The organism is Allobosea eneae, assembly GCF_042657265.1.
GTDB classification, from domain to species: Bacteria; Pseudomonadota; Alphaproteobacteria; order Rhizobiales; family Beijerinckiaceae; genus Allobosea; species Allobosea eneae.
The window spans coordinates 77,154-100,706 of sequence record NZ_JBHSLW010000011.1; the positions used below are offsets into that span (position 1 = coordinate 77,154).

General features: G+C 67.2%; 20 protein-coding genes and 1 pseudogene. 8 read left to right on the plus strand and 13 right to left on the minus strand.

The window, feature by feature from the left end:
* Positions 1-82: 82 nt before the first annotated feature.
* Entirely contained in the window at positions 83-1,537 is a 1,455-nt protein-coding gene (locus ACFPOB_RS10370; RefSeq protein WP_377798085.1) for an aminotransferase-like domain-containing protein, read from the plus strand.
* Positions 1,538-1,708: 171 nt separating this feature from the next.
* On the opposite strand, the gene ACFPOB_RS10375 is transcribed toward ACFPOB_RS10370, so the two are convergent.
* The gene (locus ACFPOB_RS10375; RefSeq protein WP_377798087.1) at positions 1,709-2,590 is read right to left on the minus strand and encodes an SDR family oxidoreductase; all 882 of its coding nucleotides are present in this window, start codon (positions 2,588-2,590) and stop codon (positions 1,709-1,711) included.
* 102 nt (positions 2,591-2,692) lie between these two features.
* Here ACFPOB_RS10375 and ACFPOB_RS10380 point away from each other — a divergent pair.
* The 4 genes and pseudogenes from ACFPOB_RS10380 (at position 2,693) to metH (ending at position 9,386) form a co-directional block, all read left to right on the plus strand.
* Positions 2,693-3,603 (plus strand): annotated as a pseudogene (locus ACFPOB_RS10380) (LysR family transcriptional regulator).
* A 104-nt stretch (positions 3,604-3,707) separates the two neighbouring features.
* Entirely contained in the window at positions 3,708-4,721 is a 1,014-nt protein-coding gene (locus ACFPOB_RS10385; RefSeq protein ID WP_377798089.1) for an ArsR/SmtB family transcription factor, read from the plus strand.
* Positions 4,721-5,632: a methylenetetrahydrofolate reductase [NAD(P)H] gene (gene metF / locus ACFPOB_RS10390; protein WP_377798091.1), complete on the plus strand. Its 912-nt coding sequence runs from the start codon at positions 4,721-4,723 to the stop codon at positions 5,630-5,632. Before ACFPOB_RS10385 ends, metF begins: the two co-directional genes overlap by 1 nt.
* 4 nt (positions 5,633-5,636) lie before the next feature.
* Positions 5,637-9,386, plus strand: coding sequence for a methionine synthase (gene metH / locus ACFPOB_RS10395; RefSeq protein ID WP_377798093.1), 3,750 nt, complete (start codon positions 5,637-5,639; stop codon positions 9,384-9,386).
* Between the two features lie 34 nt (positions 9,387-9,420).
* On the opposite strand, the gene ACFPOB_RS10400 is transcribed toward metH, so the two are convergent.
* Entirely contained in the window at positions 9,421-10,308 is an 888-nt protein-coding gene (locus ACFPOB_RS10400; RefSeq protein ID WP_377798095.1) for a LysR family transcriptional regulator, read from the minus strand.
* A gap of 117 nt (positions 10,309-10,425) precedes the next feature.
* On the opposite strand from ACFPOB_RS10400, the gene ACFPOB_RS10405 reads away from it, so the two are divergent.
* Complete coding sequence (locus ACFPOB_RS10405; protein WP_377798097.1) at positions 10,426-11,625, plus strand: MFS transporter; 1,200 nt, start codon at positions 10,426-10,428, stop codon at positions 11,623-11,625.
* A gap of 198 nt (positions 11,626-11,823) precedes the next feature.
* Here ACFPOB_RS10405 and ACFPOB_RS10410 read toward each other — a convergent pair whose 3' ends face one another.
* From ACFPOB_RS10410 to gstA, 4 genes are all read right to left on the minus strand, one after another.
* Entirely contained in the window at positions 11,824-12,288 is a 465-nt protein-coding gene (locus ACFPOB_RS10410) for a hypothetical protein (RefSeq protein ID WP_377798098.1), read from the minus strand.
* A gap of 179 nt (positions 12,289-12,467) precedes the next feature.
* Entirely contained in the window at positions 12,468-14,177 is a 1,710-nt protein-coding gene (locus ACFPOB_RS10415; protein WP_377798100.1) for a Na/Pi cotransporter family protein, read from the minus strand.
* Positions 14,178-14,426: 249 nt separating this feature from the next.
* Positions 14,427-14,816, minus strand: a complete 390-nt coding sequence (locus ACFPOB_RS10420) for a nuclear transport factor 2 family protein (protein WP_377798102.1) — start codon at positions 14,814-14,816, stop codon at positions 14,427-14,429.
* Positions 14,813-15,424, minus strand: coding sequence for a glutathione transferase GstA (gstA, locus tag ACFPOB_RS10425; protein ID WP_377798104.1), 612 nt, complete (start codon positions 15,422-15,424; stop codon positions 14,813-14,815). Before gstA ends, ACFPOB_RS10420 begins: the two co-directional genes overlap by 4 nt.
* Positions 15,425-15,549: 125 nt before the next feature.
* Here gstA and ACFPOB_RS10430 point away from each other — a divergent pair, with 125 nt between their 5' ends.
* Complete coding sequence (locus tag ACFPOB_RS10430; RefSeq protein WP_377798105.1) at positions 15,550-15,903, plus strand: winged helix-turn-helix transcriptional regulator; 354 nt, start codon at positions 15,550-15,552, stop codon at positions 15,901-15,903.
* Between the two features lie 11 nt (positions 15,904-15,914).
* Here ACFPOB_RS10430 and ACFPOB_RS10435 read toward each other — a convergent pair whose 3' ends face one another.
* Complete coding sequence (locus ACFPOB_RS10435) at positions 15,915-16,385, minus strand: VOC family protein (RefSeq protein ID WP_377798107.1); 471 nt, start codon at positions 16,383-16,385, stop codon at positions 15,915-15,917.
* Between the two features lie 150 nt (positions 16,386-16,535).
* Between ACFPOB_RS10435 and ACFPOB_RS10440 the strand changes: the two genes are divergently transcribed.
* Positions 16,536-16,988, plus strand: a complete 453-nt coding sequence (locus tag ACFPOB_RS10440; protein WP_377798109.1) for an HIT family protein — start codon at positions 16,536-16,538, stop codon at positions 16,986-16,988.
* A 37-nt stretch (positions 16,989-17,025) separates the two neighbouring features.
* Here the strand turns inward: ACFPOB_RS10440 and ACFPOB_RS10445 are convergent, their stop codons facing one another.
* The 6 genes from ACFPOB_RS10445 to ACFPOB_RS10470 form a co-directional block, all read right to left on the minus strand.
* Complete coding sequence (locus ACFPOB_RS10445) at positions 17,026-17,982, minus strand: diguanylate cyclase domain-containing protein (RefSeq protein ID WP_377798111.1); 957 nt, start codon at positions 17,980-17,982, stop codon at positions 17,026-17,028.
* 86 nt (positions 17,983-18,068) lie between these two features.
* Positions 18,069-19,301, minus strand: a complete 1,233-nt coding sequence (locus ACFPOB_RS10450; protein WP_377798113.1) for an ABC transporter permease — start codon at positions 19,299-19,301, stop codon at positions 18,069-18,071.
* Positions 19,298-20,047, minus strand: a complete 750-nt coding sequence (locus ACFPOB_RS10455; protein ID WP_377798115.1) for an ABC transporter ATP-binding protein — start codon at positions 20,045-20,047, stop codon at positions 19,298-19,300. Before ACFPOB_RS10455 ends, ACFPOB_RS10450 begins: the two co-directional genes overlap by 4 nt.
* Positions 20,048-20,057: 10 nt before the next feature.
* On the minus strand, positions 20,058-21,728 hold the full coding sequence (locus ACFPOB_RS10460; RefSeq protein ID WP_377798117.1) for an efflux RND transporter periplasmic adaptor subunit: 1,671 nt from the start codon (positions 21,726-21,728) through the stop codon (positions 20,058-20,060).
* 269 nt (positions 21,729-21,997) lie between these two features.
* Positions 21,998-22,786: an N-acetylmuramoyl-L-alanine amidase gene (locus tag ACFPOB_RS10465; protein ID WP_377798119.1), complete on the minus strand. Its 789-nt coding sequence runs from the start codon at positions 22,784-22,786 to the stop codon at positions 21,998-22,000.
* Positions 22,783-23,529 (minus strand): TerB family tellurite resistance protein, encoded by a 747-nt coding sequence (locus ACFPOB_RS10470; protein WP_377798121.1) that lies wholly within the window; start codon positions 23,527-23,529, stop codon positions 22,783-22,785. Before ACFPOB_RS10470 ends, ACFPOB_RS10465 begins: the two co-directional genes overlap by 4 nt.
* Positions 23,530-23,553 lie beyond the last annotated feature (24 nt).

A 23,553-nucleotide genomic window follows, 5' to 3' on the forward strand; every position in this document is an offset into this window, starting at 1 on the left:
ATACCTCCGGGGCTGGCCTGCATGCGGCGAAGCCTTGTGGATTTCCAGAGACAGTCCGGTACAGTTCGGGCAAGCTGTACTGATGATGGAAGCAGTACAGGTTAAGAATGCTGGCGAAGCAGAGGCCGTCGTTGACACCCTGGTCGGGCGAGTCATGGCCACGATCCGGCAGCGAATCTCCGGGCGAACGCTGGCGCCGGGAGCGAAGCTGCCTTCGATCCGCGGGCTTGCCGAGAGCATGGGTGTCTCGAAATCGACCGTGGTCGAGGCCTATGAGCGGCTGGCCGCCGAGGGGGCGATCCAGGCGCGGCGCGGCTCGGGCTTCTATGTCCGGCGCCTACCGCCGCTCTGCCTCGCCGATGTCGCGCCGAGGCTCGACCGGGCCGTCGACCCGCTCTGGATTTCGCGGCAATCGCTCGATGCCGGCGCGGACAGTCTGAGGCCGGGTTGCGGCTGGCTGCCGCCCGACTGGCTGCCGGAGGCTGCGATCCGCAAGGCGCTACGCAGGCTCGGCCGGGCCGATGCGGCGACGCTGGTCGAATACGGCACGCCGCTCGGCCTGCCGGCGCTGCGCCACCTCCTCGCGCATCGGCTCGCCGAGCGCGGCGTCGAGGCTGCGCCCGAGCAGATCGTCCTGACCGAGTCGGGCACGCAAGCGATCGACCTGGTCTGCCGCTTCATGCTCGAGCCCGGTGATACGGTGCTGGTCGACGATCCCTGCTACTTTAACTTCAACGCGCTGCTGCGCGCGCACCGGGCGAAGATCGTCAGCGTGCCCTATACGCCGTCGGGACCGGACCTTGCGCTTTTCGCGCAGGCTCTGACCGAGCATCGACCGCGGCTCTATGTCACCAATTCAGCCCTGCATAACCCGACCGGCGCGACACTCTCGGCCGCGACAGCGCATCGCCTGCTCAAGCTCGCCGAGCAGTCCGGCCTGACCATCGTCGAGGACGACATTTTCAGCGATCTCGAACCGGAATTCGCGCCGCGGCTTGCTGGGCTCGACGGGCTGGAGCGGGTGATCCAGATCGGCAGCTTCTCGAAGACGCTGTCGGCCTCGGTGCGCTGCGGCTACATCGCCGCAAAGCCGGACTGGATCGAGGGGCTGACCGATCTCAAGGTCGCGCTCTCCTTCGGCGGCGGCCGGCTCGCGGCCGAACTGGTGCTCGATCTGCTGAAGGACGGCAGCTATCGCCGGCATGTCGAGGCGTTGCGCCAGCGTCTGGGGCGGGCCATGGCGGAGACGCGCGGCCGGCTCGCAGCGCTCGGCATCGAGCCCTGGCTGACGCCACGCGGCGGGATGTTCCTGTGGTGCCGCTTGCCGGGCGAGCTCGATGGGGCGCAGATCGCCCGGCATGCGCTCGCCGAGGGGATCGTGCTCGCGCCGGGCAATGCCTTCAGCCTGTCAGGGACCGCCAGGAGCTTCATGCGCTTCAACGTGGCGCAAGCCGCCGATCCAAGGATCTTCCGGGTGTTGCAAAAGGGGCTGCAGCGCGCCGGCGGACATGTGATGGAGTCTCCCGCGGAACAGTGAACGGCCCGCTGTCCTCCAGCGGAGCCAGGCTCTTCGATCCGAGCAGCGAATCTGGCTGGCCACTGCACAGGCTCGCGCTTTTCACAAAGGGCCGGGGCCGCTGCATGTCAGCGGCCCCGTACTTCACGGACGATAGCGGTCTGCGGACCGCGCCGCGCCGAGTGGACGCAGTCAGGCCGGCTTCGCCTCGGCATCCACGATCCGGCTCGCGAACTCGCGATAGGAATGCAGTGGCCGGCCGAGGATGCTGGTCATGCGCGCGATGTCGGCGGCATCCGGGACCATGCCGTCACTGACATAGCGTTCGGCCATCAGGCGCATCTCGTAGGCCATCCAGTTCGGCATGAAGCTCGCCATATTCTGTTCAAAGCCGCTGGGATCATCACCGCCGTAGATGACGGGGCGGCCGAGGAGCTCCGCCCAGATCGCAGCGATTGCCGGCCCGGTCAGCGTGTCGGGGCCGACCACATTGATGATCTCGAGCGGCAGCTTGCCCGGGGCCCGGTCGCGCCGGATGAGTTCGATCGCAGCGACCTCTGCAATGTCCCGCGCGTCCACCATCGCCACGCCCTTGCTGCCGATCGGCATCGGGTAGACGCCATGCTGCAGGATGACGTCCTTGATCATCAGCTCGTTGTCGATGAAGTAGGCGGGCCGCAGGATCGTCGCGCTGAAACCCAGCTGCGTGAGCATGCGCTCGGCACCATGTTTCACCGCGAAGTGCGGCACGTTCACGGCGCGATCGGCTTCGAATACCGACAGGTAGACGATCCTCTCGACGCCGGCCTCGCGAGCGATGTTGAGCGCGGTGATCGCCTGGGTGAATTCATCGCCGGCGACCGCATTCAGAAGGAACAGCGTCCGCACGCCGCTGAAGGCACTGCGCAGCGCATCGATGTCGAGGATGTCGCCCTGCGCGACGTCGACGCCGGCCGGAAAGCGGGCCCTTGCGGGATCGCGGGTCAGGACGCGCACCCCGGCGCCGCGTTGCACGAGCTGCTGGACGACCTGGCTGCCGACGCGCCCGCTGGCGCCGATCACGAGAATGGTCATTGGAAATCTCCTTGTGGTTTGCGTGGACACAAGGACGATGATCGATCCATAGTCTGGCCAATAGATCTGGAATTTAGACAGTCCGTCCCATGAGTGGAACGAATGGACCTGCTGGCTCTCGCTGACTTCAACCTGGTCGCCCGTCACGGCGGGTTCGGGCGCGCAGCCCGTGCTGCCGGACGGCCCAAGGCGACGCTGTCCCGCCGTGTCGCGGAGTTGGAAGCGGCCCTTGGACTGCGCCTGCTGGAACGCGGCAAACGGGAACTGAAGCTCACGCAGGAGGGCCGGGGTCTCCATGAACGAACGGCTGCGCTACTCATCGAGCTCGAAGAAGCGGCGGCAGCCATCGCGTCCGGCGGGCACACGCCGCGAGGACGCCTGCGGATCAGCGTTCCCCTGCTGTTTTCACAGACTGCTATGGAAAGCTCTCAGCCGATTTCGCAGTCCGCTTTCCGGCGGTGCGCCTGGAGGTGACGGCGGAGGACCGCGCCGTCGACATGATCGAGGAAGGCTACGATCTCGTGATCCGCGTCAATCCGGCGCCGGATGAAGCGCTTGTCGGACGTGCCTTCCTGCGCGATCGACTCGTCGTCGTGTCCACTCCCGCCCTTCATCTTCGCGATGCCGGCGCGCCTGTTCCTGCGGTCGTGCGAGGTCCTATCGATCAGGCGACGACCTGGCGGATGGGGACCTCGACCGGGGACAGAGCGGTTGCGATCGACCCGATCCTGAGCCTGTCCTCGATGATCATGGTCCGCGACGCCGTCCGGGCCGGCGTCGGCGCCGCCTGCCTGCCGATCTCGCTGGTCAGCCACGATCTCCAGGCCGGCAACCTGATCCATTGGGGCGATATCGCCGGCTCGGAGATCGCCTTGTGGATACTCTATCCGTCGCGGCGACTGCTGAGTGCGCGGGTTTCGGCATTCGTCGAGCACATCAAGGCCGCTTTTCCGACAGGCATGCCAGAGGAACTCGCTGCCTATCTCGGCAGGGAGACGATCCCAACCGGCTGACGGGCTTGGCGACCGGTGGAAAGGCAAGCGACAGGCTTGCGTTACGCTCTCAGCTGACATAAAGATATCTTTATATCTTTCATAGAATTTCGAGGCGCTCGCAGGTGACCAGTCGCTTCCACCATTCGCTGCCGACCTTGCTGGGCTGCCTGCGTGCGGCGGGCGAGGAAACGCGCCTGCGAATCCTGGCGCTGCTGGCCGAAGGCGAGCTCTCGGTCTCCGACCTCACCGACATTCTCGGCCAGTCTCAGCCGCGCATCTCCCGGCATCTCAAGCTGATGGCGGAGGCCGGGCTGCTACGCCGCTCACGCGAGGGCGCCTTCGCCTTCTTCCGGCTCGACGATGCGACGCCGGGCGGCGCGCTGGCGCTGACGCTCGCCCGCGATCTCGATCCTGCCGACCCGGTTCTGGCGGCCGATCGCGAGCGTCTCACCGCCGTGCGTGCGAGCCGGGCCGCGGCGGCGCAATCCTACTTCGCCAATGTCGCCAGGGAATGGGACCAGCTGCGCTCGCTGCACGTGCCTGACGCCGCCGTGGAAGCCGCCGTCGAGGCGGCGGTCGGCGAAACGCCATTTCAGGCGCTGCTTGATCTGGGCACCGGCACCGGGCGGATGCTGGAGCGACTCGCGCCAAAGGCCACCCGCGCGGTCGGCGTCGATGCCAGCCACGCCATGCTGGCGGTGGCGCGCGCCAATCTCGAAAAGGCCGGCCTGTCGCGGGTCGAGCTCCGGCAGGGCGACATCTATGCGTTGCCCTTCGCGCGCGGCTCCTTCGACCTCGTGATCGTGCATCAGGTGCTGCACTTCCTCGACGATCCGGCCCGCGCCTTGCGCGAGGCGGCGGCGCTGCTGTCGCCCGGCGGGCGATTGATCCTGGTCGATTTTGCGCCGCACGAGATGGAATTCCTGCGGACCGAGCACGCCCATCGCCGGCTTGGCTTCGAGAGGGACGAGGTCGTCGCCTGGTTCGCCGAGGCCGGTCTCGATTGCGATCTCGCCGAGGAAGTCACCGCTGCCGACGGCGCGAGTGGCCAGCTCGGCGTCATGCTCTGGCGCGGTCGCGACCGCCGACTTCAGGGCGATTTTCCGCTTCGCCAGTTCGATCGTGAGGTTGCGTGATGAACGCGTTCCGTCCCAGCCGCCACGGCTCGCGCCGCCCGCGCGTCTCCTTCGAGTTCTTCCCGCCGAAGAACGAGGAGATGGCGGTCAGTCTCTGGGAGAGCGTGCGCCGGCTCGAGCCGCTCGGCCCCGCCTTCGTCTCGGTGACCTATGGCGCCGGTGGCTCGACCCGCGAGCGCACCCACAACACCGTCAAGCGCATGATCGACGAGACGGCCCTGAAGCCCGCCGCGCATCTGACCTGCGTCTCTGCTTCCTGCGCCGAGGTCGACGACGTCATCCGCTCCTATTGGGCGGCGGGCGTGCGCCATATCGTGGCGCTGCGTGGCGATCCGGCCGGCGGGCTCGGCACCACTTATGAGCCGCATCCGGAAGGCTACCACCAGACCTCAGATCTGGTCGAAGGCATCCGCAGGATCGGCGAGTTCGAGGTCACCGTCTCCGCCTATCCGGAGAAGCATCCGGAAGCGGCCTCGCTCGACGCCGACATCGATGCGCTGAAGAAGAAGGTCGATGCCGGCGCGACCCGGGCGATCACCCAGTTCTTCTTCGATAACGACGTCTATTTCCGCTATCTCGACAAGGTCCGCTCGCGCGGCATCGAGATCCCGATCCTGCCGGGCATCGTCCCGGTCCAGAACTTCAAGCAGACCGCCGGCTTCGCCCGCAAGACCGGGGCGAGCGTGCCGCAATGGCTGGCCGACCGTTTCGAGGGGCTGGAGGACGATCCGGCGACGCGCCGGCTGGTGGCTGCTGCCGTCTGCGCCGAGCAGGTGCTCGACCTGATCGATCGCGGCGTCTCCGACCTGCATTTCTACACGATGAACAAGGCCGACCTGGTCTATGCGATCTGCCATCTCGTCGGCCTGAAGCCGGAGAAGGCGCAGGCGCAGCAGGTGGCGGCGGAGTAAGCCGATGTCCGACTACAAGCCCACCCCCGCCGACGGCGCCGAGATCGAGCGCGTCCTGCGCCAGGCCGCCTCCGAGCGCATCCTCATCCTCGACGGTGCGATGGGAACGCAGATCCAGGACCTGAAGCTGACCGAAGCGGATTTCCGCGGCGAGCGCTTCAAGGGCTGGAACCACGATCTCAAGGGCAATAACGACCTGATCGCGCTGACGCTGCCCGATGCGCTGCGCGACATCCATCTGGCCTATTACCGGGCCGGCGCCGACATCGTCGAGACCAACACCTTCTCCGGCACCTCGATTGCCCAGGCCGACTACGGCATGGAGGCGATCGTCTACGAGCTCAACGTCGCCTGCGCCCGCATCGCGCGCGAGGCGGCCGAGATCGCCCGCAGGGAGGACGGCCGCCGCCGTTTCGTCGCCGGGGCGATCGGCCCGACCAACCGCACGCTCTCGATCTCGCCCGACGTCAACAATCCCGGCTTCCGCGCCGTCACCTTCGACCAGGTGCGCGATGCTTACGCCGAGCAGGTGCGCGGCCTGATCGATGGCGGCTCCGAGCTGCTGCTGATCGAGACGATCTTCGACACGCTCAACGCCAAGGCGGCGATCGTCGCGATCCAGGAGGTCTTCCGCGAGAAGGGTTCGAAGCTGCCGGTGATGATCTCCGGCACGATCACCGACCTTTCCGGCCGCACGCTCTCCGGCCAGACGGTCGAGGCGTTCTGGAACGCGGTGCGCCATGCCGATCCCCTGACGATCGGCCTCAACTGCGCGCTGGGCGCCCGCGAAATGCGCGCCCATATCAAGGACATGGCGCGCGTCGCCGGCACTTTGGTCTGCGCCTATCCCAATGCCGGCCTGCCCAACGAGTTCGGCCTCTATGACGAGCGGCCGGAGGCGACCGCCAAGATGCTGGCCGAGTTCGCCGATGCCGGCTTCGTCAACATGGTCGGCGGTTGCTGCGGCACGACGCCCGGCCATATCCGCGCCATCGCCGAGGCTGTTGCCGGCAAGGCGCCGCGCAGCGTACCGGAGCCCAAGCCGTACCTGCGCCTCGCGGGTCTGGAGCCGTTCACGCTCGACGAGACGATTCCCTTCGTCAATGTCGGCGAGCGCACCAACGTCACCGGCTCGGCCAAGTTCCGCAAGCTGATCACCAATGGCGACTATGCCGCCGCGCTCGACGTGGCGCGCGACCAGGTCGCCAATGGCGCGCAGGTGATCGACATCAACATGGACGAGGGCCTGCTCGATTCCGAGAAGGCGATGACCGAGTTCTGCAACCTGATCGCCTCGGAGCCCGACATCTCCCGGGTGCCGATCATGGTCGATTCCTCGAAATTCCACGTCATCGAGGCCGGTCTCAAGACGATCCAGGGCAAGCCGATCGTCAACTCGATCTCGATGAAGGAGGGCGAGGAAGCCTTCCTGGAGCACGCCCGCATCTGCCGGCAATATGGCGCGGCCGTCGTGGTCATGGCCTTCGACGAAAAGGGCCAGGCCGACACCTATGAGCGCAAGATCGAGATCTGCACCCGCGCCTACAAGCTGCTGACCGAGGTCGCCGGCTTCCCGCCCGAGGACATCATCTTCGATCCGAACATCTTCGCGGTCGCGACCGGCATCGAGGAACACGACAACTACGGCAACGACTTCATCAACGCGACCCGCACGATCCGGGAGACGCTGCCGCACGCGCACATCTCCGGCGGGGTGTCGAACCTGTCCTTCTCCTTCCGCGGCAACGAAAAAGTCCGCGAGGCGATGCATTCGGTCTTCCTGTACCATGCTATCCGGGTCGGGATGGACATGGGCATCGTGAATGCCGGCCAGCTCGGTTCTTACGATGACCTTGACCCAGAGCTGCGCGAACTCTGCGAGGACGTCGTCCTCAACCGCCGTAAGGACGCGACCGAGCGCCTGCTCGATGCTGCGCCGCGCTTCAAGGGCGACGGCTCGGCTGCCTCGTCCGGCAAGGATCTCGCCTGGCGCGAGGCCGATGTGCACGAACGCCTCAAGTACGCGCTGGTCAACGGCATCACCGAGTTCATCGACCGCGATACCGAAGAGGCGAGGACGCAGGCCGAGAAGCCGCTTCATGTCATCGAGGGGCCGCTGATGGCCGGGATGAACGTGGTCGGCGACCTGTTCGGCGCCGGCAAGATGTTCCTGCCGCAGGTGGTGAAGTCGGCCCGCGTGATGAAGCAGGCCGTCGCCTATCTCATGCCCTACATGGAGGAGGAGAAGCGCCTCAATGGCGGCGCTGAGCGCCAGGCCGCCGGCAAGGTGCTGATGGCGACGGTGAAGGGCGATGTCCATGACATCGGCAAGAACATCGTCGGCGTCGTGCTCCAGTGCAACAATTACGAGGTGATCGACCTGGGCGTGATGGTGCCGACGCAGAAGATCCTGGAGACGGCGCGCAAGGAGAAGGTCGACATCATCGGCCTCTCCGGCCTAATCACCCCCTCGCTCGACGAGATGGTCACCGTCGCCTCCGAGATGGAGCGCGAGGGCTTCGACATCCCGCTGCTGATCGGCGGGGCGACGACGAGCCGTGTCCACACCGCGGTGAAGATCCACCCGGCCTACAACCAGGGCCAGGCGGTCTATGTCACCGACGCCTCACGCGCGGTCGGCGTCGTCTCCAGCCTGCTCTCGCAGGAGCAGAAGCCGGCCTATATCGAAGGCCTGCAGGCCGAGTACGAGAAGGTCGCGGCCGCCCATCGCCGTTCCGAGGCCGACAAGCAGCGCCTGCCGCTGGCGAAGGCGCGCGCCAACGCCTTCAAGCCGGATTGGGCCGGCTACCAGCCGCCGAAGCCGACCTTCCTCGGCACCCGCGTCTTCCGCAGCTACGACCTTTCCGAGCTCGTGCCGCTGATCGACTGGACGCCGTTCTTCCAGACCTGGGAGCTGAAGGGCCGGTACCCTGCGATCCTGGAGGACGAGAAGCAGGGCGAGGCGGCGCGCCAGCTCTGGGACGATGCGCAGGCGATGCTGAAGCGCGTCGTCGAGGAGCGCTGGTTCAATCCCAAGGCGGTGATCGGCTTCTGGCCGGCCAATGCCGTCGGCGACGATATCCGCCTCTACACCGGCGAGAGCCGGCAGGAGAGGCTTGCGACCTTCCACGGCTTGCGCCAGCAGCTCTCGAAGCGCGACGGCAAGCCGAACATGTGCATCTCCGACTTCGTCGCGCCTGAAGGCGGCTCGGCCGACTATATCGGCGCCTTCGTCGTGACCTCGGGCGCCGAGGAAGAGCGCATCTCCGAACGCTTCGCGCGCGACAATGACGACTACCGCTCGATCATGGTCAAGGCGCTGGCCGACCGCATCGCCGAGGCCTTCGCCGAGCGCATGCACCAGCGCGTGCGCACCGAGTTCTGGGCCTATGCGCCGGACGAGGACTATTCGAACGAGGAGCTGATCCGCGAGGACTACCAGGGCATCCGCCCCGCGCCAGGCTATCCGGCCCAGCCCGATCACACCGAGAAGGCGACTTTGTTCGACCTGCTTCAGGCCGAGCGCCGCGTCGGCGTCAAGCTGACCGAAAGCTATGCGATGTGGCCGGGCTCCTCGGTCTCCGGTCTCTATCTCTCGCATCCGGACGCCTATTATTTCGGCGTGGCCAAGGTCGAGCGCGACCAGGTCGAGGATTATTCGGTCCGCAAGGGCATGGATATCCGCGAGGTCGAGCGTTGGCTGGCGCCGATCCTGAACTACGAGCCGGGCGCCTATGCGGAGGCGGCGGAGTGATCGGCGGCCTTGCTGCGAACGCGGCGAGGCGCTGTCATGCGGCCAGGAATTCCTCCGCCGCGAAATCGACGAAGGCCCGCAATTTCGGGGAGGCGTAGCGGCTCGCCGGCCACATCACGCTGAGCTTGGTCTGCGCCTCGACATAGTTCTCGAGGATGCGGACGAGCGAGCCGCGTCGCAGGTGCTCGGCAACAGATAGGTCGGGAACGCAGGCGATGCCGAGCCCGCTTTCGGCGAGGCCGATCTGCGCTTCGAGCGAGTTCGTCACCACGCTGGGCTGGATCTCCGGCTGCGCCGGCTCGCCGCTTCTGGACAAGGGCCATTGGTGGAGCTTGCCGGTATTGGCGAAGCGGTAGACGAGACAGGCGTGCCGGGCGAGGTCCTCCGGCGTCTCCGGTTTGCCCATCGTGCGGAAATAGTCCGGTGAGCCGACGAGCGCCTGGCGGAAATGGCCGAGAGTGCGGGTCATCAACCGGGAATCGGCATGCTCGCCGGTACGGAGCACCACGTCGAAGCCTTCGCCGATGACGTCGACCAGCCGGTCGGTGGCGTCCAGATCGAGCTCGATCTCGGGATGGCGCCGCTTGAAGGCGGCGAGCTTGGCCATCGGGATCATGCTCATCGATGGCAGGCTGACGCGCAGCTTGCCCTGCGGCTTCGCCCGGCTGCGCGAGAGCTCCAGCTCGGCCGCTTCGTATTCGCAGAGGATGCGCCGGCAGCGTTCGAGGAACATCGCGCCCTCCGGCGTCAGCGTTACGCTGCGGGTCGAGCGGTGGAACAGCCTGGCGCCGAGCCGATCCTCCAGGCGCGCCACCGCCTTGCTGACGGCTGAGGCGGAGATGCCGAGCTTGCGGCCGGCCTCGGTGAAGCCATCGGCCTCGGCCGCATGCACAAAGGCGAAGAGCGCTCCGAGACTATCCATGCGGCGGTCACCCAGTCATGACGGAAATATCCAAAGTGTCATGAGTTGTGTCCTGTTTTTCGTCCATTGGGAACCAGGTACCTCAAGCGCCGACCCATCTTCGAAGGCGCTATAGCCATGACATCAGCGACAGATACGATCTCGGCCGGCACGAGCGAGGCGAGGCTGCCCTTGGGCGGCCTGCTGGCGCTCGCCATGGCGGCCTTCATCACGCTCCTCACCGAAATCCTGCCTTCGGGCCTCCTGCCGCAGATGGCGCAGAGCCTCGGACAATCTGAGGCCCTCATCGGCCAGCTCGTCACCGCCTATGCGGTCGGCTCGCTCGTCTCCGCCATCCCCCTGACGATCGCGACGCAGAGCTGGCGGAGGCGCACGCTGCTGCTGATCGCCATTGGCGGTTTCGCGGTCGTCAACACGGTGACGGCCATCTCCGAGAGCTATGCCGTCACGCTGGTCGCCCGTTTCGTCGCCGGCATGAGCGCGGGGCTGCTCTGGGCGCTGGCGGCCGGCTATGCCGCGCGCATGGTGCCAGACCATCTGCAGGGGCGTGCCATCGCGATCGCCATGGTCGGCGCGCCGCTCGCCCTTTCGCTCGGCATTCCGACGGGAACCTTCCTCGGCACGCTGCTGGGCTGGCGCTGGACCTTCGGCGTAATGAGCGGGCTGACTGTGCTGCTCGTCTTCTGGGTTCTGGCCAAGGTGCCGGATTTCCCCGGCCAGAAGCGGGGTCAGGAGTTCGGGCTGAAGGCGGTCTTCACGCTGCCGGGCGTGCGGCCGGTCCTGTTCGTGGTCTTCGCCTATGTGCTCGCCCACAACACACTCTACACCTATATCGCGCCCTTCCTCGAGCCGCCCGGCCTTAAGGAGCGGACCGATGTCGTGCTGCTGGTCTTCGGCCTCGCCTCGCTGCTCGGCATCTGGATCACCGGCGCCTTGATCGATCGTTTGCTCCGCGAGCTGGTCCTGGCAAGCGTCGCGCTGTTCGGCTTCTCGGCCCTGGCGCTCGGGCTCGCAGGGACGATGCCCGCCGTGATCTACGGTGCGGTCGCCATCTGGGGGCTAGCCTTCGGCGGCGCAGGGACGCTGTTCCAGACCGCCTCCGCCAAGGCGGCGGGCCATGCGGCGGATGTCGCGCAGTCGATGCTGGTGACCACATGGAATCTCGCCATCGCAGGCGGCGGCATCCTCGGCGGATTGCTGCTGAGCGGGTTCGGCGTTGCCCCGTTCCCCTGGGTGCTGGCGGCGCTACTGATCGCCACCTTCGCGGTTGCGTGGGCTGCGAAGAGCCATGGCTTCCGCGCCGCCACGCCCAGATGACCCCATTGGCGCCGTGAAGGGGAGGCGCGGGGAACCCTCTCCTGGAAGGAGAGGGCAGGGTGAGGTGTAGGCTGCCTGACCAGCTCCGCGAGGCCCGACCGCGCGGTGAGGTTCACGCCAACGTTTCCAGTCCGAACACCTCACCCCGGCCCCTCTCCTTACGGGAAAGGGGCTCCCCGCGCTTTACTTGGACATGGCTCAGCCGCCGCAGCGCTGCGCCATCACGGCAAAGCCCTTCTGGCCGCCGGCGAGCGGGAAGCTCTGGGTTTCGCCCTCGACGCGCAGGGTCAGGCTCTGGCCCTTGCGCAGCACCGCCTGCAGCGCGGGTGTCAGCGTCGTCGTCGCCTCGAAATGATTGCCCATCTCGTCGCTGATCAGCTTCATCGGAAGATCGGCCTGGCCGCCGCTCGAGGACAGCTTGGCGGTGGTGGCGGCATTGTCCTTCATGCCTTCCTTAAAGAAGGGCACCCGCACGGTCAGGCTCTTGCTGGCGAAGTCGCAGGAGAAGAACAGCCGCTGATCGTCGGTCTGCGGCACCTCATAGGCGACGACGATGCCGTCGGCATCCTGGCGGACGCCCCAGCTCAGGCCGTCCTTGGCCGGCACAGCCGTGGTCTGGAGCGCCAGAGCGGGCGCCAGCAGGAGAATTGCCCTCAAAGTCATCGTCGTCGTCCTCGTAGCCATCGATCGCCGCGCTTTGCGCCGGACAGGCGACACTTCGCGGATTGCACCGCCATTGCGGAAAGCCTCGTTTCGCGCGCGATGACGATAAAATTGTAGGGACAAAAGCAGACAGGCCGCCCGGAGGCGGCCTGTCCACAAGTCTGGCGATGTCAGCCTGTTCAGGCCGGCACGGCAGCGGCGCCGAAATCGCCGGCTTCGCGGGTCTGCGTGCTGGTTTCCGTCACCGGCACGACGCGCGAGACCGAGCGGCGCTCCTCGTCGATGCGCTCGATCAGGAAGAAGGCGCGTTCGGCCGAGCCGAGCAGCGCCAGGATCGCGCCGCGCTCGACCCAGGGCAGCTCGGCGCCGAGGCGCAGGCAGCGCTCGCGGACCGCCGACAGCGCAGCGATGCGCGGCTCGGCCTGCGCGAAGACGATCGGCGCATCCTGGCCGGCCGGGACGATGGCGCGCATCGCCTCGGCAACCTGGTCGACGATGCTGTCGACGATCTCGCGACCCGGCTGGCCGAAGGGCTGGCGCTCGATGCGGCGGGCGATCTGGTAGAGGGTCTCGCCGAGGCTGGCGGTGAAGTCCTCTTCCTCGATCAGGCTCGCGACCAGGTCGGCGCGGGCATAGGGCATCTCGGGCGTGAACATGCCGGAGGTGTAGGCGCGGATGTCACGGTTGAGGACATCGATCGCGGCGTAGTGCTCCTCGCTCTTCTGCGGCGCGTCCGGCTTGTCGCGGGCGATGTCGAGGAAGAGCTGCGAGGCCTGGAGATAGCGGCCCATCTCCTGCTGAATGTTGGCGACGGCATGGGCGTGGTCGGTCGCCTTGGCGAGGAAGCGCGGTGTCGAATAATCCTCGATGTCGTCGACCGACGAGGCGCCGACACGGGACAGGACCCGTTCGAACACGCCGACGAAGGGGAAGAGCAGGACGGTGTTGAAGATGTTGAAGAAGGTCGAGTAGAGGCCGATCGCGACGGGAACGAGCGGGAAGGTCTCCTTGCCGTCCTTGATGACCGGGATGCCGGGATTGCCGCCGAACCACTGCATCGCCCAGGTCAGGATGTCCATGGAGACGAAGAAAAGCGGTATCGTGATGGCGACGCCGATGATGTTGAAGGATATGTGGGCGTAGGCCGCGCGCTTGGCGTTCTTCGACAGGTTGAGCGAGGCCATCCACGAGGTGATGGTGGTGCCGAGGTCGGCGCCGAGCGAGAAGGCGACGGCGGTCTTCCAGTCGAGGATGCCGGCGGCGCCGAGGCCCATGACGATGCCGATCGTCGCCGAGGAGGAGTGGATCATCGCGGTGATGCCGGCGGCGATCAGCACGCAGTAGATCAGGTTGAGATAGGTGTCGGCCTTGAGCGAGGAGATGACGCTCATGACTTCCGGCATGGAGCGCAGCGGACGCAGGCCGCCGGTCATCAGGTTGAGGCCGTAGAAGATCAGCGCGAAGCCCATGCAGGCCAGCGCGATGTTCTTCACCTTGTCGGTCTTGGCGAAGATGTGGACCAGCGCGAAGATGCCGGCGAGCAGCAGGCCGAGCGGGCCAAGCGGCAGCGCGATCAGGCCGTTGCCGAGCGTCGTGCCGATATTGGCGCCCATGATCACCGAGATGGCGGGGCGAAGGCCGATGACGCCGGCATTGACGAGGCCGACGACCATGACGGTCATCGCGGTCGAGGACTGGATCACGCCGGTGATGAAGGTGCCGGCCATGACGCCCTTGACCGGGGTGCCGGCGATCTTGGCGAGCAGGGCCCGCATCTTGTTGACGGCGAGATTCTGAATGCCATTGCTCATGAATTCGAGGCCGAGCATGAAGATGCCCAGACCACCGATCACAGGCACGATGACCTGCGTGAAAATGTCGACTTGCATGCTCTCGACTCCGACAAGGGTGCGCGGACTCATCTGCGGCCGGGTCGGGTCGAGGCGTCACGGCGATCGTCGGCACGCAGGTCCTGCGATGGACACGCGCGCTGCTCCGTGCCGGTTTCCCCACCTGGCTAACGGACTCCTAGGCAGGTCGTGCGACAGCCGGGTGACTATGCGTCACAATTGCGATGAACCGTTTCAATGGTCGGCCGTCGGCGTCGATACGCGCCGACGGCCGCGCTTTTCAGCCGCTCAGGCCGCTGCCTCGTCGAGGTCGAAATGGAAGACCTTGGCGATCAGGCGCCAGTGCCCGTCGAGCTTGATGAAGCTCAGAAGGTCGGTGAAGCGCTTTGCGCCGATCGCACATTCGACGCGGGCCAGCGCCGTGACCGGTCCGGCGAATTCGATCGAGACGATGCGGTCGCGGCGGGGCTCGCCGCGGCTTGCGGGCGAAGGCCGTTTCGCCACCATGGGAAGGTACTCCGTCATGGTGAGATGGGTCAGGCGCCCTTCGGTCGCGCAGGCATAGATCGCCTGCGGGTGGAAGAGCTGGCCGAGCTTGTCGGCATCGCTGTGATGAAGTCCGTCGAAATAATCGCCGAGCGCGGCGACGAGTTCGGCGAAGCGCGGATCGGCGCTCATTGCAGCAGGCCCTCGGCGCGCATCGCCTCCTGTACGCTGGCGCGGGCGCCGATCCGCGCCATGAAGGCGCGCAGCTTCGGGAAGGCGTCGAGCGGCACGCCGCGGCTCTCCGACCAGTTGACGATGGTGAAGAGGTAGCCGTCGGCGACGCTGAAGCGCTCGCCGAGCAGGTAGTCGCGGCCGTCGGCGAGTATGCTTTCAATATGGGCGAGCTTCCTGGCGATGCGGGTGCGTGCCGCCGCTTTGCCGTCTTCGCTGGTGTCGGGGAGGAAGAGCGGGGTGTAGGCCTTATGGAGCTCGCTGCCGATGAAGTTCATGAGCTCTTCGAGCCTGACGCGCTCGAAGCTGCCCGGCTTCGGCGCCAGATCGGTATCGGGGGCGAGATCGGCGATGTAGCGGGCGATGACCGCGCCTTCGGTCAGGACGCTGCCATCCTCGAACTGCAGCGCCGGGACATAGCCCTTCGGATTGACGGCGGCATAATCGGTGCCGGTCTCGGTCTTGCCGGCGACGAGATCGACCTTTTCCAATGTGACGGGCAGGCCGGCCTCGCGCAGGGCGATATGGGGCGAGAGCGAGCAGGCGCCCGGGGCGTAGTAGAGCTTCACGGCGGTGTCCTCATCCGCGTTGACGATAGCGGAGAGCTAGGCGCAAGCAGTTACCTCTGTATACGGGGTAACTTGTTGTAACTGCGTTTTCCGGTATCCTCCCGGTAACCGGAGGACAGCGCGCAATGGCCTTGAAACTCAGGAAGAACCGGGCCGCGGCGCAGCCCGAGACCTGCAATGTCGGCGCCTGCATGCAGGTGCTCGGCGGCGCCTGGACGCCGAACGTGATCTGGTTCCTGTCAGGTGGGCCGCGCCGCTTCGGCGAACTCAGGCGCGACATCCCGGCGATCTCCGCCAAGATGCTGAGCGCGCGGCTGCGCGCGCTGGAGGAGAAGGGCGTCGTCCAGCGCAAGGTGGCGCCGACCACGCCGCCCTCGACCGAATACGCGCTGACTGAGCTCGGGCAGGCCTATGTTCCGGCGATCCTGGCGATCGCCGAGGTCGGCGCCAAGCTGAAGGCACGGGCCCAGGCGGCCTGAGAGATTTGGGATCAGCCCTTCGCCGCGGCTTCCAGGCCGGCGATGTCGAGCTTGACCATCTTCAGCATCGCCTCGGCGACGCGCCCGGCCTTGGCGCGGTCGGGATCGCGAGTGAGCTCGCCCAGGCGCTTGGGTACGATCTGCCAGGACAGGCCCCAGCGATCCTTGAGCCAGCCGCACTGCTCGAACTTGCCGCCCTCGCCGAGCGCCTCCCAAAGGCGGTCGATCTCGGCCTGCGTCTCGCATTCCACGAAGATCGAGAAGGTGTGGTTGAAGGCGTCGGAGCGCCAGGCCTCGAAGGCCTGGTAGCGCTGGCCGCCGATGGTGAAGGCGGCGATCTTAACGCTGCCGGCCGGTCCGCTCGGGGATTCCGCCGGCAGGGCGCTGGTCCATTCCAGAGCCGAGTCTGGGATCAGCGAGGTGTAGAGGCTGATCGCCGCATCCATGTCCTTGTCGAACCAGAGGTTCTGGGTGACCTTCATCGCCGTGCTCCTTGCTTGCGTCATCAGACCGGATGGCGGCCTGTCGTCTCAAGGACGAAGCAGTAAGCAGGGTTCCGACAGAGGCGCGCTTTTTTGTGAGGTGGAGGGTGGGGACGTGCCTGCGCATACCAAAACTGGTATGGGCACGGTATGGGCGTGATCTGTCTAAGCTGTGAAATCGTCTCTGGCAGGAAGGAGGTCACTGGCGGGCCGCTCTGCGAAACGGATCACTTTCATGCTCACCAGGATGTCGCTTATCCCGTCCCAGGGCTCGTGATCGTCGCCTCCAGGCGCCACATCAAGTCTTTTGTCGAGATGGATGGTGGCGAGGCCCAGGAATTTCTGCCGCTTATCCAGAAGATCAGGCGAGCCCAGAGCGCTGTCGGTATAGATTCCGTCTATTACTTCTATAACGAGGATACCAAGCACCATTTCAATTTCTGGATGGTGCCTCGCTACCCATGGATGGCTCGCTTCGGCAAGTCGATCGAAGCCGTGCGCCCGGCATTGATCCATGCTCGCGATCACATGGCGTCCGCGGACGAAATCTCTTTCGTCGCTCAAATGGCAGCAAGGCTGCGGCGGATCCTGGTCGACAATTGATCGCCAGCGGCCGGCGGGGCGCTCCAGTCAGCTCTTCTCAGACCACGTGCACGGTGCCGGCGCTGACCATCGCGACGTCGCCCGCGACCTCCACGGGATCGCCGAACAGGCGCAGGCAGTTGCGGCCGGCAGCCTTGGCGACATAGAGCGCCGAATCTGCCTCGGCGAAGCGCCGTTCCGGGTCATGCAGCAGGCCGGGCCTGAGGATGGTCGCGCCGATCGAGGCGCTGACCTCGATCTTCGAGTCGCGCCAGGTGACCGGGCGGGCGAGCGCCTTCTGCGCTTGGTCCAAACGGTGCAGCAGATATGGGCGGCCGGCGGCGGAACAGAGCAGCAGGCCGAATTCGTCGCCGCCGATGCGGGCGATGATCGCGGCGTCGCTCAGCGAAGTCTCCAGCCGCATGGCGAGCTGGCGCAGGCATTCGTCGCCGGCGGCGTGGCCGAAGCGGTCGTTGATCGGCTTCAGATTGTCGAGATCGACGATGGCGAGCAGGCCGAGCGCGCAGGAATCGCCGGTGTGGCGGCGCAGATCGGAAAGCTGCAGCTCGAAAGCGCGGCGATTGGCGAGACCGGTGAGCGGATCGCTATAGGCGAGGCGGCGCAGCCCCAGCCACATATCCTTCTCGCCGGTGATGTCCTGCTTGGCGCCGTGGATGCGGACTGGCCGGCCATGCTCATGGGTGACGGCGGCGGACAGGCGCATCCAGCGCTCGACGCCGGCAGCAGTGCGGATACGGGCGTCCATGACGAAGCCCTGGCCGCTGGCGATCAAGCGGTGACGCAGCCGCTCCATCTCGGCGCGGGACTCGTCATGATAGAGGTCGACGATCGAGGGGCGGTGGATGGCGGAGCCGCGCGCCAGGCCGAACAGATCGTAGATGCCGTCGGTCCAGCTCAACTGATTGCCGGCGAGCCGGCATTCCCAGGCGCCGATGCCAGCCATCAGCGCAGCCTGGTCATAGAGGCGTCTGGCTTCGGCGTCGGAAAGCGGCATCAGCTGAAGGCCTCGCACCGCACGACTCACGCGGTCGTTCGAAGCTAGTTTCGCAAGCGTTAACGAAGGCTTCCCGTAGCTGCAGCTCACTCGCGCCGGAGCGCCTCGATCGGGTCGAGCCTGGCGGCCTGCCGCGCGGGGTAGAAGCCGAAGAACACGCCGATCAGGCCGGAGACGCCGACCGCGACCAGGATCGTCTGCGGCGAGATCACGAAGGGCCAGCCGGCGAAGCGCGCGATCGCGGTCGCGGCACCGACGCCGAGCGCGATGCCGACCGCGCCGCCGATGGTCGCCAGCGTCGTCGCCTCGATCAGGAACTGCGAGAGCACGTCGCGCTGGCGGGCGCCGACGGCAAGGCGCAGGCCGATCTCACGGGTACGCTCGGTCACCGAGACCAGCATGATGTTCATGATGCCGATGCCGCCGACCAGCAGCGAAACGCCGGCGACGGCGGCAAGCAGCCAGGACAGGGTGCTGGCGGCGGCGGTCGCGGTGTTGGCGATCTCGGTGAGGTTGCGGACGATGAAGTCGTCCTCCTGATCCTCGGTCAGGCGGTGGCGCTGGCGCAGCAGGGCGCGCGTCTGCTCGATGCCGGGATTGATCGCCTGCTCGCTGGCGAACTTGACCATGATGGTCTGGACCGAGCGGTCGCGGGCGTAGTTGCGCCCGACGATGCGGCGCCGGCCGGTGTCGAGCGGCACGAAGATGACGTCGTCCTGGTCCTGCCCGAGCGCCGACTGGCCCTTGCCGGCCATCACGCCGATGACCTTGAACGGCACGTTGCGGATGCGGAACATCTGGCCGAGCGGGTCGCTGTCGCCGAACAGGTTCCTCGCCACGGTCTGGCCGATTATGGCGACGATCTCGCCGCGGCGCAGCTCCTCCGGCTCGAACAGGCGGCCTTCCGCCAAGCCCCATTCGCGGGCGGTGAAGAAATCGAGGTCGGTCGCGGTGATCGTCGTCGACCAGTTGGTGCCGGCATAGACGGCCTGGGCCCGCGTGGTGATCACCGAGGCGGAAGCGACGACGTCCTCGACCTCGGCCGCGACGGCCTTGGCGTCCTCGTCGGTCAGGGTCGAGGAGGCGCCGGCTCCCAGCCTTACGCCGCCCTGCGTGACGTTGCCGGCCTGGATGATGGCGAGATTGGCGCCGAGCGACTTGATCTGGCTGTCGACGCGCTCGCGGGCGCCCGAGCCGATCGCGACCATCGCGATGACCGCGGCGACGCCGATGATGATGCCGAGCATGGTCAGCGCCGAGCGCAGCGCATTGGCGCCGATCGCGGAGAGGGCCGAGCGGATCGCTTCGAGCAGGCTCATTCGGCGGCCTCCGGCATGGGGGCGGCGGTATCGTGCGCGGCGAGGGCGAGGCGGGCGTCGGCCGGCTCCTGTCTGACGTCGGCGATGACATGGCCGTCGCGGAAGCGCACCACCCGGCGGGCATGGCGCGCGACCTCGGCATCATGCGTCACCAGCACGACGGTGACGCCTTCGCGGTTAAGGTCCTGGAACAGCGCCAGGATTTCCAGCGCCGTGCGGCTGTCGAGCGCACCGGTCGGCTCGTCGGCGAGGAGCAGCCGCGGCTGGTTGACCAGCGCGCGGGCGATGGCGACGCGCTGCTGCTGGCCGCCGGAGAGCTGCATCGGCCGGTGATGGGCGCGGTCACCCAGGCCGACACGGGCGAGGGCGGCGAGCGCCCGCTCGCGCCGCGACTTGCCGTCGAGTCCGGCATAGACCATCGGCAGTTCGACATTGGCGCAGGCGTCGACGCGCGGCAGCAGGTTGAACTGCTGGAAGACGAAGCCGAGCTTGCGGTTGCGGAGCTCTGCGAGACCGTCGCCCGACAGGGTCTCGACCGCGACGCCGTCGAGCCGGTAATGCCCGCCGGTCGGCCGGTCGAGGCAGCCGACCAGGTTCATGAAGGTCGATTTGCCCGAGCCGGACGGACCCATCACCGCGACGAGATCGCCGGCCTCGATGTCGAGCGAGACTCCGCCGAGCGCGGTGACGCGGCCGGAGTCGAGATCGTAGACCCGGGAGAGATCGCGCACCTCGATCAGGGGCATGGCGGCTGCCTCAGAACAGGCGCGGGCCGCGCGGGGCCGGGCCGCGGCTGGCAGGGGCGGCCTCGGCGTTGCGCGGGCCGCCGCCGATCACGACCTCGCTGCCCTCGGCGATGCCGTCAGCCGGCAGGACCTGCGTGAAGGCGCCGTCGCTCGGGCCGAGCCGGACCGCGACCGCCTTTGGCTGGCCCTCGCCGTCGAGCACGTAGACGCGGCCCGGCGTGACCTCGCTCTGAGCCGCCGGGCGGCCCTCCTGCATCAGCGCTTCGAACTTGGCCCGGCGCTCGGGATCGAGCACGGCGGCGATCTTGGCGCGCAGTTCGGTGCGCGCGGCGCGGAAGGCGCTGCGGCGCTCCTCCTCGGAGAGGCCGGCCATGGCCTGGCGGCCGGCGGCGCGCTGCTCCGACATGATCGCGGCGATCGCCTGCTTCTGTTCCGGCGTCGGCTGCACCTCCTCCTCGATGCGCTCGCGCAGCGCGCCCGCAGCACGGCCGCCACCTCCGCCGCGTCCCGCTTGCGCGGTCTCGGCCGGCGCGGCGGAGGGCAGGGCGGTCGGCCCCCCCAGCGGGCGGAAGCGCAGCGCCGCATTGGGCACGCGCAGCACGTCCTGCCGGTCATCGGTCACGATCTGGAGATTGGCGGTCATGCCCGGCAGCAATGCGAGGTCACGATTCGCGACGCGGACGACGCCGGTATAGGTGACGACGTTCTGGATGGTCTGGGCGCCGAGGCGGACCATCTGCACCTTCCCCTGGAAGGTGCGGTTCGGATAGGCGTTGACGCTGAACGACACGTCCTGATCGACCTTGAGCCGGCCGACATCGGCCTCGTCGATATTGGCGTAGATGTCGATGGTGCGCAGGTCCTGCGCGATCTGGAACAGGACGGGGGCCGAGAGCGAGGCGGCGACCGTCTGGCCGAGATCGACCTGGCGCTGGACGACGACGCCGTCGACCGGCGAGCGGATCTCGGTGCGTTCGAGATCGATCAGGATATCCTTCAGCTTGGCGTCGCGCTGGGCGATCAGCGCCTCGCCGGACTGAACCTGTCCTTCCGCCAAAGCGATGTCGGCGTCGAGCCCGCCGATCTCGGCCTTGAGCGAGGCGATCTGGGCTTCGTTCGAGGCGAGGGTCGCGGTCTGGATCTCGACCTGGGTGCGGGCGCTGTCGAGGGCTTGCTGGGCGCCGGCACCGCGTGCGAACAACTCGTTCTGGCGATCGAAAGTGCGCTTGGCGTCGGCCAGCTGGGCGCGGGTGCGGTCGCGCTGGGCTTCGAGGTCGTTGACGGTCGAGTTCGCCTTGGTCCGCGCCACCTTGGCCCGGTCGAGCTGGGCGCGCTTGACGACGAGATCGGCCCTGGCCTGCTGCACATCGGCCGCGGCGGCATCGCGCCTTGTCTTGATCTGGTCGCTGTTGAGGCGGGCGACGACCTGGCCGGCCTTCACCTGCGAATTATAGTCGGCGAGGATCTCGACGATCTGGCCGGAGAGCTGCGAGCCGACCACGACGGTGGTCATCGGAGTCAGCGTGCCGGTGGCGCGGACGGAGGCGGTGATCCGGCCGCGATCGATCGCGGCGGTGCGGTAGGGTGTGTCGTTGGCGGCGCCGCCGGTGGGCCGCAGCGCGAAATAGCCGGCCGCCAGCGCGCCTGCGCCGATCACCGCACCGATTGCCCAGAGACGCACGTCCGTTCACCCTCCGAGCCGGGGAAATGCCAGCCCTTCAATGCCGCGCATCATGCCAGATTCAGGCGGGCGAGACGAGTTAACTCGCTGCAATGTTGCGGAAAGCTTGCCGGGCGCGTTGAGAGAGTTCAACTGCAGCCCTCATCCTGAGGAGCGGACGTCAGTCCGCGTCTCGAAGGATGTTCCAGGAGGCTCTGGAACCAGCTGGAGCATCCTTCGAGACGCAGCCTTCGGCTGCTCCTCAGGATGAGGGCTGAGGGAGCTGCGGGTCAGCCCGTCCGCGCGTTCTGCGTCAGCGCCAGCAGGTCGCGCAGCGTGGTGATGGTCGAGCCATCGGCGACGCCGTCGACCTTCTCCGGCCGCCAATGGCGCTGGAAGGCGGCGACCACCGCCTCGAAGCGCTCGTCATAGGTGCCGTCGACCGCAACGCCGTAGCCGAGCATGGCGAACATCGCCTGCAACGCCTCGACCGGGGGGCCGGCATCGCCGCGCGCAAAGAAGCGGCCGCCCTTGATCGGCGCCGGTTCGATCCAGAGGCCGACGCCGCCCTCGGCGAAACGGCGCCAGGGGAATTTCTCGCCGGGATCGATCTTGCGGCCCGGCGCGATGTCGGAATGGGCGAGGACGCGCTCGGGCGGGATCCGCCAGCGCTCACAGATGTCGCGGCAGAGGTTCAGCGTCGCGACGATCTGCGCCTCGGGAAAGTCGGGCAGGCCGGCGGGGTGGCCGGGATTGGCGATCTCGATGCCGATCGAGGCCGAGTTGAGATCGGTCTCGCCGGCCCAGTGCGAGGCGCCGGCATGCCAGGCGCGGCGCTCCTCGGGCACGAGCTGGAGGGTGTGGCCGTTCTCGAAGACGAAATAATGCGAGGAGACCTGCGAGGCCGGGTTGCAGAGCCATTGCAGCGCCTCTCCGGCATCGGGCATGCCGGTATAGTGCAGGATCAGCGTATCGGGACGTCGACCGGTCGAGCCGTCGCGGAACTTGCGCTCGCCATGGTTGGGCGATGGGAAGACCTTGGCGGCGAAGCGGCTGTCGGTGGCGAGTGTGAGGCTCACGCCGGTTCGGGCTCCCTGCGGCCGATGCCGCGTTCCTTCTCGATCGCGTCCCAGGCAGCGTTGATGGCGGCGAGGCGGCGTGTCGCGATGCAGACCGCTTCCTCGGGCAGACCGCGGGCGATCTCGCGATCGGGATGGTTTTCGAGCACGAGGCGGCGATGAAGCTGTTTCAGCTCGCCATCGCTCATCTCGCGATTGGCGCCGAGGACGAGATAAGGATCGTCGCGGCGGCGTAAGTGGCGGGCTTCGATACGGGCGAAGCCGGCCTCGTCGATGCTGAAGATCGTCGCGACATCGCGCAGATAGGCGTGCTCGCGCTCATGGACCGCGCCATCGGCGGCTGCGATCAGGAAGAGGCCATCGAGCACGTCCTCCAGCAGGGCCGGTTCGTCGCGGAAGCTCTCGGCGATCTGCTGGGCATAGGCCTCAAAGCCGGCGCTGGTCTGCTTGGCGAGGTCGAACAGGCGCTCGACCTGCGCCTTCTGCTCCTCCGGCACCTCGACGATGCGCTCGAAGGCGGCGATCTCGTCGCGCGTCACCACCCCGTCTGCGCGCGCCATCTTGGCGGCGAGCGCGACGAGGCCGGTTGTGAAGATCAATTGCTTGGGGGCGGGGCCGAAGAGCGCGCCCTCGCGATCGATCAGGACGTGGCCTGCCAGCGCGCCGACGAGCGCGCCGAGCGGCCCGCCCAGAGCGAAGCCGAGGCCGCCTCCGCCCAAAACCCCCCAGAAAGACGATGTCATCGCTCATCCAGCCACGGCCGGATC